This is a genomic window from Saccharibacillus sp. JS10 (assembly GCF_024436065.1).
Taxonomy (GTDB): domain Bacteria; phylum Bacillota; class Bacilli; order Paenibacillales; family Paenibacillaceae; genus Saccharibacillus.
The window spans coordinates 505,838-519,565 of the sequence record NZ_JANFNS010000002.1; the positions used below are offsets into that span (position 1 = coordinate 505,838).

Here is a 13,728-nt window from a genome sequence, read left to right on the forward strand (position 1 = left end):
AGTCCAATTCCAAGTTACAATTCAATAGACGACGAAAGAAAGAGGGATATTCGTGACCGATACAAAAACAATGAGCGATGAACAATTGCAACAATGGATAGAAAAAGTTTCGCTAGAACATTTCGGCGTACCTTTTACCCATCGAGCTTTTTTTAATCGTAGATTACGTTCGACGGGCGGACGCTACGCGCTGCGATCCCATCATATCGAGATTAATCCGCATCAGCTTGCAGCCCACGGCGAAGAAGCGGTAGAAGGCATTATCAAGCATGAGCTTTGTCATTACCATCTGCATCTTGCTGGGCGAGGGTATCAACACCGGGACGCTGATTTCAAAAGATTGCTTGCCAAAGTCGGCGGGAGTCGATACTGCCAGTCTTTACCGGATGCAGCGAAGCGCACGCTGCCGTTCAAATATCAATTGGTGTGTTTGGATTGCAACATGACGTATAAAAGAAAACGGCGAATCGACCCCAAACGTTATCGCTGCGGAAAATGTGCCGGTAAACTTCGTTTGGAAGAGCTGCAAAGGGAGTAGCTGTAGCGATGAACGGTAAATACGTTTATACTAATAAAAGATTCCGATTGCGCAATTGCAGTCTACTATAGAATCCAAAAAGGAGTTATAAACATGGCAAAATCAGCATCACGGAAATTACGAGAAAAACAAGTTAGAGAAGGTAAGATGGATGCGGCAGAGCTCAGAAGCCCATTTGCGAAAGTCGATATGCGAAGCCGAAAAACGAAAACGAAACAAGAAGTGTTGAATCAAATCGCTCGAAAAGAACGTCATCGGAACCCGAATTTCACCGGAGGTGAACAGGGTTCTTTTTATTTATACTCTTTTTTTGAAAATAGGGTTGACGAAAAAATATACGCATGATAAATTATATCTTGTTGAAACATTAAGTAATGTTCCCTGATAGCTCAGTTGGTAGAGCACTCGACTGTTAATCGAGTTGTCACAGGTTCGAGTCCTGTTCGGGGAGCCATTTTTTTTGGAGAGATACCCAAGTGGCTATAAGGGGACCCTCTGCTAAGGGGTTAGACTGCGTGAGCGGTGCGAGGGTTCGAATCCCTCTCTCTCCGCCATTTATGTTTCAATTAAAGAAGACCTACATAGAATAAGAAAAAGGACCTGAAAAGGTTCTTTTTTTTGTTTTAAAAATAAATAAAAATAAAAATAAAAAAATGCTTGCATTCTATATCAAATATTTGATATACTCTTACTTGTGCTTAAGCGACAGAAGTTGTAGCACAGTCATTAAGGCCCGTTGGTCAAGGGGTTAAGACACCTCCCTTTCACGGAGGTAACAGGGGTTCGAATCCCCTACGGGTCATTTTGAGCCATTAGCTCAGTTGGTAGAGCACCTGACTTTTAATCAGGGTGTCGAAGGTTCGAGTCCTTCATGGCTCACCATTTCTTTTTCTCCTCATTAGAAATGGTGAATGATTTATGATTATGCGGTAGTGGTGGAATGGCAGACACGCTATCTTGAGGGGGTAGTGGGTGTATACCCGTGGAGGTTCGAGTCCTCTCTACCGCATACGATAAAAAGCAGACTCTTTACAGAGTCTGCTTTTTTGTTTTAGTTAATAAGTTTGATTTTTAATATTTTGCTGCATAAGCCGATCTGCGACCTGTGCATAGTTAGGGTACAGTAGACGAATACAATCCGGACAAATATCATGTGTAATCTCAACGTTACTCAATTCTCCTCGCATTGCTTTACGCCAGCTTTGAGATCCATAGATTCGCCCACACCCCGCGCAAACTGAAATCCAATTCAATTCTATTGGAGAAGTTGCCATGTTTCACCGTCCTGTTCCAGTGGATTTAACTTGAGGTGGAGACTCGTCTGAAAAAGACGCGGAAGGGTAGGAATCGGGAATTCCTAATACAAGAGCAACTTGTTTGCGATATTTCGTAGCTTTGCGACTTCCGTTTATTAGATTGGACAAACGAGAAGGCGGGATCTCGTATTTTTCGCAAAATGTTTTTTGATCCATTTCTAGTTCGGCTAAGCGCCGTTTGATTTCCCAGCCAAAAGGGGTAATCGGTTTTTTTCTTTGCAATGTAGCGCTCCTCCTGTTCATGTACAAAAAGATGAATTATAATCGATTAGAGAAGAATGAGGGATCATTTACCATAAAACCAATTATATACGCAAATACGTAAACTTTCAATCATATGTTGCGTAATTACGTAGTATTGGTGTAGAAACCGGTTTGAAGGGGATGACGATTTGCAGTCGATTTACGATCGGATCGAACAGCTGATCAAAAGCAGCGGAATGACGAAAAAAGCGTTCGGTGAACGCTTAAGTATCAGTGCAGGAAATCTTGGCGATTGGCGCAGAGGAAAGTCGACACCAAGCACACACAAATTGATCGAAATTGCAGGTTTCTTTTCGGTGAGTTTGGATTGGTTGATGACAGGAAAAGAATGGCGTCCGGAAGAAGTGAAAGAAACGGGCGACCGTTATTTTTTTGAAGATTCAGGGCAACCCAATTGCCAGAATCATGAGTTATCTTCTCGCGAAAAAGAATTTGTGCGCGAATATATTGAATTTACTGCTTATCGGCGCAATCAAAAAGCCAAACCTAAACAAGCAGAAGACCGGGCTTATAAACAAGATGAATAAGAACCAAATAAAAACGCTCTGAAGCGAGTTCGCTTCAGAGCGTTTTTTGAATCGGAGATTCAAAGGGCATAGTCGGCATAAAAGAAGGTGTAAGGTGTGGCTGAACACGTAACCAACGTTCCGCAACATCATCGATCATTCGGGTCAGCATTTTACGGCGAGTCACATCGTCTAAGCTCAATAATTGCGCGCAGTGATCGACATAGGCAGTCGTTTGGTGATACAGATAGACAGGCACCGCTTCGCTGCATGGGATTTCAAGATGAAAATTGATCCACGCGTAGAAAATTGCCGGGCAACCGAATGTTTTCTCCGCTTGCAAAGCTTCTGCAACCGGCGTGAAGTTGATCCACGGATATAACGATTTCGAAAGTTTGAGCAACTTTTTGCCGCTACGCCGCATTTCGCGATCAATTTCATTAGGGCTTGTACGTGTACGCAGATTCCGGTCGATTTGAAAAATACGTTCGTAATCATTTTTTTGAAGGGCAGCGTAAATTTCTTCGATCGCTCGTCCTTCGATATGAGTAAGTCTAGGATGGATATACGTCTTCATCACATCTTCAAATGCTTCTGTGCAATCTAAATGGTTACCTTTTAGATCTCTTTTGATACAACCTATAGGAGATGGGGACGACGATTCAAGCAAAGTCATGTAATTGAGAAGTTTTTGTCCGCTATACATTAGGTTGTACCTCCTTTTCATAGATATAAAATATTTATATGTTAGGTATATGTTATTTGATAAGAAATTTTGATCAGTAGAAGAAAGATATACTCTCATTTTTACATCTTTTTAAGCAGGGGGTCAAGAAAAAAAGATCATTTTTCGAATAATTCTTCGAATTCCATGCTTTTAATCACTTTATATGTTATTTAATATTACATAATAATATCATAAAGAAAAATAGATTGACTGCCTGCTTAAAAGTCAGTATATTATAGAAGTTGCCTCAATTTATTGATATGCGGTAGTGGTGGAATGGCAGACACGCTATCTTGAGGGGGTAGTGGGTGTATACCCGTGGAGGTTCGAGTCCTCTCTACCGCATACGATAAAGCCGATAAGTCCTTTAGAGGATTTATCGGCTTTTGTTTTTCTATTGATTTGTTTTTTTGTGAAAAAGTATGCTGAAGTTTACTTTATAAAAAAAGCCCGCTGTATACACAGGGGCTTTTTCGTATGTTGTCTATTTAGCCGAGTAATTTCTCGATGTCTTTTTCAAGTTGATCCGGAGACGTTTGCGGAGCAAAACGTTTAACGGGTTTGCCTTCTTTGTCGATCAGGAATTTAGTGAAATTCCATTTAACCGATTTGGAACCCATAAGCCCAGGTGCTTCGTCGCTCAAATAGCGGAATAATGGATGTGCATTTTCGCCTTTAACATCGACTTTTTCGAACATGGGGAATTGAACGCCGTAGTTCAGTTGGCAAAACTCCAAAATTTCTTCGTTGCTGCCTGGATCTTGTTCTTTGAATTGATTGCTTGGGAAGCCCAAAATTTCAAGACCACGGTCATGATACTTGTCGTACAGTTCTTGCAGACCTTGGAACTGAGGGGTAAATCCGCATTTACTCGCTGTGTTGACGATCAGAACGACTTTACCTTGATAATCGGACAGCTTAACTTCGGTACCTTTAGACGTACGGGCTTCGTATTCATAAACAGACATGATCGAAATTCCTCCTCGAAAAAATGATTACTCTCTTTTTGATTGTAAACAACTTAATTGGTTTTTGCAATTCGCTTCTCGTTTCACTCTAGGTGATTTGGCGTTATAGATTAGGTAGTTTCGCAAAAAGGGCTATCGCTCAAATTCCAATTGAGGAGTGAATGATACATGGATGCTTTGTATACAGCAAAAGCTACAGCACGTCGAGGTGGAAGAAGCGGGGTCGTTGAATCCGCGGATGGCGCATTGAATCTGCAACTCTCCGTACCCAAAGGGCTTGGCGGCGGAGGCGGCACGGGTACTAACCCCGAAGAACTTTTTGCAGCCGGTTATAGCGCTTGTTTCGAGAGTGCTTTGGCAAATATCGCACGCAAAGAAAAAATTGATATTCCAGATACCGAAGTAACCTGTGAGATTCATATCGGCAAAGACGAATCTGACGGCGGATTTAAACTGCAAGCCAAACTTGAAGTCCGCATTCCAGGTCTGGATCGTGAAAAAGCTCAAGAGTTGGTTGAAAAAGCTCACGATTTCTGCCCATATTCCAAAGCGACTCGCGGCAATATGGATGTCGAACTTAGCGTGATCTAAATTGTTGATATTTACCAAGTCGGAAGCTCTTCTTCAAAGGAAGAGTTTCCGGCTTTTTTCATAAGAAGATCCTTTGTTATTCGGTTGACACAAAGGGTGAAATTCATTAAGCTATATAAGCACGCGGCGTAGAAGGAGTCTTCTTATCTATGCCGAGACTATGAAAACGGGTGATATAAACATGGCTTACAGACCGAAAGTGGTAGGTGTAGACAAGGCCGGAAGTAACGATAAAGACGGACTTTACGAATTCGTCGTTCATTTGGAAGATGGCACATTGTGCCGCGTCTTTTATAATCGGTTCCCGGAGTGGAAGTTAACGAACGTTAGCCGTCTGCTCAAGACACCTTGCCCAATCTGCCGTAAAGACTATATTTGCAATTGCTTCGAGAAGTTCAAAGTCGAACTGGACAGCCAATTGCAAGACGGAAAAATCGCACAATTACTGTAGGTGGACGGGCTGCCCGATTAGCATAAGCTTGAGGGAAGTTTTAACTCGCAACGTAACGAAAACAGACGACTGGAATCCTTCCGGGCGTCTGTTTTTTTATCATTCAGGTCGGGTAAACAACACACATACCCAAGATTTGGATGAAGGAGGAAATCAGACATGAAATCACAACCAGATACTCTCACGCCCAATCACCCTATTGTTTTGATCGACGGCGTTTGCCATTTTTGCCAAGGTGCTGTTCGATTTATCGTCAAGCGCGATCCCGAAGGCGTATTTAACTTTGCTTCTTTGCAGTCTGAGCCGGGAGCTAGATTGTCTGGCGGACAAGGATTCGAAGAATCAGGAGAACCGAATACGCTCGTGCTTGTGGAGTCTGGTCGGAGAACGGTGAGATCCAGTGCAGCTTTGCGAATTGCGCGCCGACTTCGTTTTCCGTGGCCGCTGCTGTATGCGTTCATCATCATTCCGCGTCCTTTGCGAGATGCCGTGTATCGTTATATCGCTCGCAATCGGTACAGATGGTTCGGTAAAGACGACGTATGTCCATTGCCGCCGCCGGGTGTGAGAGAGCGATTTTTAGATGGCGGGCAAGGTTGAAGGATTCCAAAATTTTATAAAAAATGGGTCTTGCCTGCTTGCAAGCTCTATGCTATTGTGAAATTAAATTTACAACACACAGCGGAAGCACCGCTCATGACTCGCCTAAAATAGGTGGGTTTGTGAGCGGTGCTTTTTTGTGTTTGCACAAGAGAGCGAGGGGTGAAAGATGCGGAATTTGCAAATTGCGTTGGCGGTAGAAGACGAGCAGTATATTGAGCCTTTTCTGCTGTATGCGCGTACCGGAGAATTTGCTAAGCAAGTCAGCGTGAAAGCTTTTTCGAAAGTGGATACGTTTTTGACCGCGATCGAAGAAGAACGGCCGGATTTTATCCTCGGCGAACCGAATTTTTTGTCGCCGTGGCTAGCCTTAGAAAGCAGTAAATCGATTCCGTGGGCGGTACTTGGCGACGACGAAGAAAGTATTGCGCTGGGCGGCCCGGTATTGCTTCCTTTTCAACCTCTGAATTTATTGCTGACAGCCGTGATGGATTTAGCGGGAACGTTGCAAGGGAACGCGGGAAGCGGTGCAAGATCAGGGGAGAATGCGGAAGTACTTGCCGTCTATTCGGCAGCGGCAGGAGCGGGGAAAACGACGACAGCTTTAAATTTGGCAAAACAATTAGGCGGGCAAGGGGTTCGCGTATTTTATCTGAATGTAGAAACGGTAGACAGCTCGGCTTCTTTTCGGAGCGGCAATGTTGCAAATCGCGAGCAGCAAGGCGGCTTACCTCAGCTGCTTTACGATATTCGCACGGCGAAAGAGCAAGGCAAAACTTGTCAGGCGCCGTTATCTCGCTACGCTTCTTTTCAAGAAAGTATCAAATGTACGACCTTTCCGCCGCTTAAGCGACCGGATGAACTGCTCCAGATGGATGAAGCCGATACGACGGCATTGCTCGATTATTTGGCGGCAAGCGGAATGTACGATCTGATCATAGCGGATACGGATGCCGAAAATCATGATCGCTGCAAAGCTTTGTTGGATCGAGCCGATCGGATCTTATGGATCCTTGCCGATGATTTGCTACATATGACGAAAACCACGGGCTGGATGGAGTATTGGGAAACTCGTCAAAACCATCAATTTCACGTTTGGATAGCGAAAAGCCATTTTATCGTCAATCGGTACGGAGGTCGCTTAGAAAATAAGTTGCCAAGACCGGAAATTCGTCCCTCGGCATTTTTATCATACATTCCGTCATGGAAATATGTATCGAGAGAAGATGTATTGCTCGGATCACCGATTTTTCAGCGAGATATTTTGGCACTATGCGCACAGCTTCATATCGGGACAGACCGCAAGCAACCGCATAACGGAGCGCAGCTTGCTCAAGTTGCAGGTGGATGGCAATGAGCCCATTACAGACAGAATCTTGGGAAGAAGAAATGTTTCGTACAATACGCGCTGAAATTCGTTCGTCGCTCGATGTCACGCAGTCAGCCGATGATCTTCAGTTGATGGAACTGATCGAACGCAAAGTGCTGTCGGACATGCGAATAAACTCAATGACATCCGGGGAAAAACGGAAATTGGTTCGGCGCGTCTATGATTCTTTTCGCGGGCTAGATATTTTGCAACCGCTCGTCGACGACAAAACCGTGACAGAAATTATGATCAACGGGCATACTGAGATTTTTATCGAACGAGAAGGTGAAGTCAGCCGTCTGCCGCAATCGTTCGAATCGCAAGAAAAGCTGGAAGATTTGGTGCAAACGATTGTATCGGGTGTGAACCGCGTCGTAAACGAATCTTCGCCGATTGTCGATGCGCGTCTCAAAGACGGTTCGCGGGTGAACGTCGTGCTGCCGCCGATTGCGCTCAAAGGTCCAACGCTGACGATTCGTAAATTCCCAGAAAAGCCGATGACGATGAATGATCTGGTGAAGCGCGGTGCGCTCGATCAAGAAGCGTCTGATTTTTTGAAAATCTTAGTGCGCAGTCGGTACAACATTTTTATAAGCGGCGGTACAGGATCGGGTAAAACGACTTTTCTCAATGCATTGTCGCAATATATTCCGCCGGATGAGCGGGTCATCACGATCGAAGATTCTGCGGAGCTTCAGATTGTCACGGTACCGAATTTGGTTTCATTAGAGACACGTAACGCGAATATCGAAGGCAAAGGCGAGATTTCGATCCGTGATCTGATTCGTTCTTCCTTGCGGATGCGTCCCAATCGGATCGTAGTCGGCGAAGTGCGCGGATCGGAAGCGCTGGATATGTTGCAAGCGATGAACACAGGGCACGACGGTTCACTCTCTACAGGTCACGCAAACAGTGCCAAAGATATGCTGAGCCGTCTGGAAACGATGGTACTTGGCGGAGCGGACCTTCCGGTAGAAGTTGTGCGTCAGCAGATTTCGTCGGCAATCGATTTGTTTGTCCATTTGTCGCGGCTTCGAGATCGTTCTCGGCGCGTGGTAGAGATCAGCGAAGTGATAGGAATGAAAAATGGACAAGTGGAGCTGAGGCAACTTTTTCGTTTCCAAGAAGAAGGGGAAAAAGACGGCAAAGTGATCGGACAGTTGAAACGAAGTGCAGAACCCATGCAGCATAGCGACAAATTAAGAGAAGCGGGCGCAGCCAACTGGCGACAAATCGCCGGATTGCCTGAAGGGGGGTGAATCTTTATTGCTGCGCATGAATGTAAACGAAGCAGGTGCAGTGAGTACCGAAGCGACGAAATCAAAGCAACCTCAAAGCTCTAACCAAGCGCCGAAAGACAAGTTGCAAGACTATGCGGCGTATCAGCTATCTGTCCACGAAAAGATTTGGAGTATTGTCGTCGTCGCAGCCTTGTTATTCGCTGTAGGAATGGTCTTCTACAAAATTTGGTTGCTTGCTTTGCTTTTAACGATTCCCGCCTACAAAGCGCCAAAGCTTTGGCAGAGTAGACAAATCAATCGACAGCGTACTTTGCTCAAGCTTCATTTCAAGCAAGCGTTGTACTCGCTATCTTCTTCGATGTCGGCAGGACGCTCGGTCGAAAATGCGTTCCGGGAAGCCGCAAAAGATTTGGAGCTGCTCTATCCCGGCGGAAGCAGTGACATGATTCGGGAATTGGAAGTGATCACGACGCGGCTAGAGTATGGAGAACCGATCGAATCCGCATTGTTGAATTTTGGCAGTCGAGCGAAAGTCGAAGACATCGACAACTTTATCAACGTATTCGTCACCTGCAAGCGAACCGGCGGAGATCTAATCGAAGTCATTCGGCGTACCTCGACGATCATCGGCGAGAAGATGGATATTCAGCAAGATATATCGGTTATGATTGCGCAAAAAAAATTCGAGTCGAATATTTTGCTGGCAACGCCGTTTGTTTTTATCTTGTTTATGAATTTTTCCGCACCGGACTTTATGGCTCCGCTCTACGGCACGCCGCTAGGCATTATTTTGGCGAGTGTAGGTCTGGGTTTACTTGGGCTAAGTGCTTGGCTGATTCAACGTTTTATGAAGATTCAAATCTAAATGGGGTGGCAAGATGATCGTGGTAGGGGTGTGTAGTCTTTTACTTGTCGTGGCTGTAGTCTTGTTCGGATTCGCAGCGACGAAGCGGACGAAAAATCATCAGCAAATCGCCGCACTTAAGATGGATGGCATACGTCTAAGAAATTTATTGCCGTTCATGCTGGTGCTGATCGAGAAAATGCGGATCGCGGCAAGATTCCCGATCTTTTTTCACAAGCTTCAGTCGTCGGTACAACGCGGTGAAGGATTACGTGACAGCGCAGAACGCACGATGCTTTTTATGGCGCAAATGTTGCTGTATGCGATGCTGCTTCTTGTATTTGGATGTGTGATGGCGATCGTCAACGGAGGTTCACTGATATGGTTGGTGATCGGGCTAGGGCTCGCGATACTGCTTCCTTTTGCACTGATCAAAGATCTGGCATCTAAAGTGAAAGAACGCGAAGAAAAGATCTTGATGGAACTGCCGGAGATGCTGAATCAGATCGTGCTGCTCGTAGGTGCGGGGGAAACCGTGCAGCAGGCGATTGTGCATTATGCGCAGCAAAAAGAAAGCAGTACCCATCCGCTGCACCGCGAACTGAACAAAATGTCGCAGCAGTGGCGAAGCGGAGATCCTTTTCACCAAGCTTTCGAGCAGTTTGGTAAACGCTGCGGTGTGCAGGAAGCCACAGTCTTCGTCACGACAGTGCTACTCAATCACAAACGAGGCGGCGGCGAATTTGCGATGGCATTGCGAGAACTGTCTCGTTCGCTCTGGGAAAAGCGCAAAGCGTTAGGACGGATTCAAGGGGAGAAGGCTTCGTCGAAAATGGTATTTCCGATGGTGCTGATTTTGTTGGTGGTTATGCTCATGGTCGGTGGGCCGGCGATGATGATGATTCAGATGTAAATGAAATCTATTTTATTCACAATACGAGGAGGAACACATATGTTACAAGCAATTGGGCAAAAGATCAAAGGCGTTTGGAAAGAAGAAGATGGGTTGGGGACTTTGGAAATCATTTTGATTATCGCGGTGACGGTTATTATTGCCTTGATTTTCAAAAATCAAATTTCAACATTGATTAGTCGTTTGTTCGGAAAACTCGATGACCAAACAGATGGATTTTTCAAAGAAGTTGATCCTTCTAAAGCAGGCAAGTAAAATTGAGCATCTTTTAGGAGAACCAGATGAAAAACAACCATTCATCTCTCAAACCAACTTCTTTTTTACGTAGCTCACGCGGTAGCTTCACCATCGAATCTACATTCGTTTTCCCGATCATTATGCTGTGCGTCGTGATGATCTTGCTGCTTTGTTTGTACCTCTACCAAAGTGCGATGCTGGTCCAAGCTTCGGCGATCACTTCGGAACGCGCAGCTTATAGCTGGAATAACTCGCATAAAGATCCGAGTACGGGAAGCTTTGCCGAAGAAGGAGAAACCGAAGATCTGTACTGGCGTCTGACCGAAGATCAGTTGGTTTCGGCTTTGTTTGGTGGGTTCAGCGAAGGCGGAGCCTCCCAGACAATTAATGTGCCGGACGGTGGTGGCGAATCGCTAGGTGCAATTAAGATGGCGAACGCGGCAAAGCCGCTTCCGGCTGGAGTGAGCGGTACGATGACGAGCAAGCGCGGCATTTTGCATCCGATTACGACCGTGTTGTACACGCCGCTCAATCTCGTTCCGATCCAGCGATTTGCTGGAGATCAGATGGGCGGTTCGCAGTATTCGACCGTCGTAGAGCCTGTCGAATTTATTCGCAACGTTGAACTTGTTCGGTATTACGTAGGCAAGTTCAAAGCGGACAAAGCTAAGCCTAGTGAAGAAAAAGGTGGAGAAGCCGTCGCGATGACGCCCCAAAATGCAGGAGTTCAACTAAGCAAAGTCGCGAAAAAGAAATAACGGCAAAAGAAACATTGGAATAAGAAACAGAAGTCGGAATGTACGATTGAGGAATCATTCCGACTTGGGGGTGGAACGTTGAAGATCAAGAAGATAAAGATTGGCGCACGAACTGATCATTTTTTTATACGCAAGTTTCCTTTTTGGAAAAATGAACGCGGTGCGATTACGATTTTTTTGAGTTTAATCTTAGCGGTTACGTTGGCTTTTGTCGCAATCTTTATTGATTATTCACGTATTTCAGCTTTAAAAGCCAAAACAGAACGCTTGGTACATGCAGCAACCCGTTCGGTGATGTCGGCTTATGTGCCGGAACTTCAGCGAAGTTATGGATTATTCGCGTATGGAGAAACCGATCCCTCTTTGATCTTTACCGGGGTATTGGAGCGAAGTCTGATCTACAAAGAACGGTCTGATGTGCTGCCGATTACCGATGCTAAGTTAGTTTCTTCGTCTGTCGAGCTAAGCCGCGAATTAGGCAGTTACGAAGTATTCAAAACGCAAATAAATGAAGAAATGAAATATAAAGCACCCGTTAATTTTGCGCTCGAAGTCGTAGGACGTTTTAAACCGATGTCGCAAACGATGAAAGAAGCTTCGGGCGCCGTAGAAATACTTGAGAAATTACAAAAATTATACGACAAGCGGGAAGCTGAACTCGATAAAATGGTCGATCTAATCAAAAAAGCAGGACAACGAACCGATGATTTGAAGCGAAATATCGGATCAAGTTCCAGCGGGCAGATTAGCGATATTCAAGATGTACCGCTTAGCGGTCATGTTGCGAATGCAACAGATATGGCAGCGCAGTATGACGATTACAAATTTCAAAAAGAACGATTCTCTGCTGACGATACGCCGCCGGACAGTACTGCCGTTACCGACACCGAAGAATCCAATCCCGGATTTTTCGAGTCGATCCGTATGTCGATGAGAATTGCCGATTACGAATCCGGATCACAATCGGTAACTAGCCGGATGAATACCATTGTGAGTCGAGCTTTCCCGCCGCATAGTCGCGATTTGACGCAAGCCAAAGAACATTTGAAAAAAGCGCAAGAGCTGAATACGCAGATCGAACAAGTGATTGCAGCGATCGGCGACCGAAGTGCGGATGCGGCATACGATCAGGTCAGCGGTTCAGATATTCCAGGGGCAGACGGAGGACCTTCCGGTAGCCCTAAAAGCGTGCAAGAAAACTTGGAGCAATTAGTACTCAAGCCTACGTTTTTTGGAAGTATGAATACGCATATGCAGCATCAAGAAACAGACTTTATCTCCATGAAATCTAAAGTAGACGCACTTGAAGGGATACTGCCGCAAGCTTTTAGTGAACTGGGACTCAGTACATATACGCTCAAAAGTTATGTCGCTTCAGCGGGTCAAGTCACTTCTTTTTATCATGAACGCTACGGAAGCGGTGGACGTACGATTCAAGTCATCGAAAATCAATTAGCCGAACACCGAAAACATGATGAAGAGCGTAAACAACTTGAAAAAGACGCGAAAAATCAGCTTCAACAAGCAAATGAATTGATCGAATTTTTATCTAAATCCAAAGGTCATATCGAAGATTTCCAAAAAGTCGAAAGTTATTTCCAAGAAAATGTAAGTCTTAACGCATCACGCGTAGAAGCATCCAAAGCGGACAAACTTGAACAAGATGCGGCTGCGGTAAGCAAAGATTCGATGCAAAAAATGGATGGTTTTTTCGGGGGTATGTCGAGCATGCTTGATGCGACTGGCGATCGGCTGCTGCAAAACGAATATGCTTCCGATCATTTTTCGAATTTTGATTTGTCTAAGATTGAAGCGCTGGCTAAACCTGGAGCAAAAATCGACGGAGCCGTCGCAGCCGAGCTTCTGTCGATCAAAGAGCAAGAGTTAGAATATATTCTTTATGGATTTGGCGACCCTGGAGCGAACTTAGCAGCGGCTTACGGAGAGATCTTCGCGATGCGCGTTGCGATTCGAACGATGGAAGCTTTAGTAGACCCGAAAATTCTGGCGTTAGGCAATCCGCTCGTGATTTTAGCAAAAGCCGTACTAGAAGGCTTGATTGTTGCGGTTGCCGATATGGCAAAACTTGCGACGCAAGGGCATGTCGAGTTGGCAAAAACGATCCCGATCAAGCTTACGTACAAAGATCATCTTCGATTGTTTTTGTTCGCGCATCCGGGTAACGACAATCGGTTATCGCGAATGTTGGCGCTGATCCGGTTTGATACCGGCGTAAACCCTGACGACCACTACACGTATCTGTCTGGCGAAGCGGCGATTTCGATGCCAATCTGGTTTTTGCCGGGTGTCATGCACAGCTTAAATATAGGCGGAGATAGCGGTGTCGGTTCCGAATACACGGTCGATATCCAAGCGGACTATTCTTATTGATTGACGGAGGCGGA

At 45.3% G+C, this 13,728-nt stretch carries 15 protein-coding genes and 6 tRNA genes; 18 read left to right on the top strand and 3 right to left on the bottom strand.

Translation table 11 applies throughout. The features are described from left to right. Window positions 1-70 precede the first annotated feature (70 nt). From NOM90_RS07715 to NOM90_RS07740, 6 genes are all read left to right on the top strand, one after another. Window positions 71-538, top strand: coding sequence for a SprT family protein (locus tag NOM90_RS07715; RefSeq protein ID WP_255941848.1), 468 nt, complete (start codon window positions 71-73; stop codon window positions 536-538). A gap of 378 nt (window positions 539-916) precedes the next feature. Further along, window positions 917-992 (top strand) — tRNA-Asn (locus tag NOM90_RS07720). Window positions 993-1,000: 8 nt separating this feature from the next. Next, window positions 1,001-1,092, top strand: a tRNA-Ser gene (locus NOM90_RS07725). A gap of 176 nt (window positions 1,093-1,268) precedes the next feature. Next, window positions 1,269-1,340 (top strand) — tRNA-Glu (locus tag NOM90_RS07730). Between the two features lie 4 nt (window positions 1,341-1,344). After that, window positions 1,345-1,420, top strand: a tRNA-Lys gene (locus NOM90_RS07735). A 44-nt stretch (window positions 1,421-1,464) separates the two neighbouring features. Continuing rightward, a tRNA-Leu gene (locus tag NOM90_RS07740) sits at window positions 1,465-1,547 on the top strand. 268 nt (window positions 1,548-1,815) lie between these two features. Here the strand turns inward: NOM90_RS07740 and NOM90_RS07745 are convergent. Next, complete coding sequence (locus tag NOM90_RS07745) at window positions 1,816-2,076, bottom strand: hypothetical protein (RefSeq protein WP_255941134.1); 261 nt, start codon at window positions 2,074-2,076, stop codon at window positions 1,816-1,818. Window positions 2,077-2,246: 170 nt separating this feature from the next. Here NOM90_RS07745 and NOM90_RS07750 point away from each other — a divergent pair, with 170 nt between their 5' ends. Continuing rightward, a complete protein-coding gene (locus NOM90_RS07750) occupies window positions 2,247-2,645 on the top strand; it encodes a helix-turn-helix domain-containing protein (RefSeq protein ID WP_255941136.1) in 399 nt (132 codons plus the stop codon). Window positions 2,646-2,679: 34 nt separating this feature from the next. On the opposite strand, the gene NOM90_RS07755 is transcribed toward NOM90_RS07750, so the two are convergent. After that, window positions 2,680-3,330, bottom strand: a complete 651-nt coding sequence (locus tag NOM90_RS07755; RefSeq protein WP_255941137.1) for an urease accessory UreF family protein — start codon at window positions 3,328-3,330, stop codon at window positions 2,680-2,682. A 283-nt stretch (window positions 3,331-3,613) separates the two neighbouring features. On the opposite strand from NOM90_RS07755, the gene NOM90_RS07760 reads away from it, so the two are divergent. Further along, window positions 3,614-3,696: transfer RNA gene (locus NOM90_RS07760), tRNA-Leu, on the top strand. 143 nt (window positions 3,697-3,839) lie between these two features. Here the strand turns inward: NOM90_RS07760 and NOM90_RS07765 are convergent. Then, window positions 3,840-4,319: a glutathione peroxidase gene (locus tag NOM90_RS07765; protein ID WP_255941138.1), complete on the bottom strand. Its 480-nt coding sequence runs from the start codon at window positions 4,317-4,319 to the stop codon at window positions 3,840-3,842. 168 nt (window positions 4,320-4,487) lie between these two features. On the opposite strand from NOM90_RS07765, the gene NOM90_RS07770 reads away from it, so the two are divergent. The 10 genes from NOM90_RS07770 to NOM90_RS07815 all read left to right on the top strand — a co-directional run bounded on the left by NOM90_RS07770 (window position 4,488) and on the right by NOM90_RS07815 (window position 13,714). Further along, entirely contained in the window at window positions 4,488-4,910 is a 423-nt protein-coding gene (locus tag NOM90_RS07770; protein ID WP_255941139.1) for an organic hydroperoxide resistance protein, read from the top strand. A gap of 181 nt (window positions 4,911-5,091) precedes the next feature. Beyond that, window positions 5,092-5,361 carry a hypothetical protein gene (locus tag NOM90_RS07775; protein WP_255941140.1) on the top strand — a complete coding sequence of 90 codons (270 nt, stop codon included), beginning with the start codon at window positions 5,092-5,094 and terminating at the stop codon, window positions 5,359-5,361. Window positions 5,362-5,520: 159 nt separating this feature from the next. Beyond that, on the top strand, window positions 5,521-5,961 hold the full coding sequence (locus tag NOM90_RS07780; RefSeq protein WP_255941141.1) for a thiol-disulfide oxidoreductase DCC family protein: 441 nt from the start codon (window positions 5,521-5,523) through the stop codon (window positions 5,959-5,961). A 169-nt stretch (window positions 5,962-6,130) separates the two neighbouring features. Next, window positions 6,131-7,318: a nucleotide-binding protein gene (locus NOM90_RS07785; RefSeq protein ID WP_255941142.1), complete on the top strand. Its 1,188-nt coding sequence runs from the start codon at window positions 6,131-6,133 to the stop codon at window positions 7,316-7,318. Beyond that, on the top strand, window positions 7,315-8,589 hold the full coding sequence (locus NOM90_RS07790; protein ID WP_255941143.1) for a TadA family conjugal transfer-associated ATPase: 1,275 nt from the start codon (window positions 7,315-7,317) through the stop codon (window positions 8,587-8,589). Before NOM90_RS07785 ends, NOM90_RS07790 begins: the two co-directional genes overlap by 4 nt. A 16-nt stretch (window positions 8,590-8,605) precedes the next feature. After that, the gene (locus NOM90_RS07795; protein ID WP_255941849.1) at window positions 8,606-9,436 is read left to right on the top strand and encodes a type II secretion system F family protein; all 831 of its coding nucleotides are present in this window, start codon (window positions 8,606-8,608) and stop codon (window positions 9,434-9,436) included. A 13-nt stretch (window positions 9,437-9,449) separates the two neighbouring features. Beyond that, on the top strand, window positions 9,450-10,328 hold the full coding sequence (locus tag NOM90_RS07800; protein WP_255941144.1) for a type II secretion system F family protein: 879 nt from the start codon (window positions 9,450-9,452) through the stop codon (window positions 10,326-10,328). A 39-nt stretch (window positions 10,329-10,367) separates the two neighbouring features. Further along, window positions 10,368-10,583: a Flp1 family type IVb pilin gene (locus NOM90_RS07805; protein ID WP_255941145.1), complete on the top strand. Its 216-nt coding sequence runs from the start codon at window positions 10,368-10,370 to the stop codon at window positions 10,581-10,583. Window positions 10,584-10,609: 26 nt separating this feature from the next. Then, the gene (locus NOM90_RS07810; protein ID WP_255941147.1) at window positions 10,610-11,323 is read left to right on the top strand and encodes a TadE/TadG family type IV pilus assembly protein; all 714 of its coding nucleotides are present in this window, start codon (window positions 10,610-10,612) and stop codon (window positions 11,321-11,323) included. Between the two features lie 177 nt (window positions 11,324-11,500). Continuing rightward, window positions 11,501-13,714 carry a DUF5702 domain-containing protein gene (locus NOM90_RS07815; RefSeq protein ID WP_255941148.1) on the top strand — a complete coding sequence of 738 codons (2,214 nt, stop codon included), beginning with the start codon at window positions 11,501-11,503 and terminating at the stop codon, window positions 13,712-13,714. The last annotated feature ends 14 nt before the right edge of the window (window positions 13,715-13,728 follow it).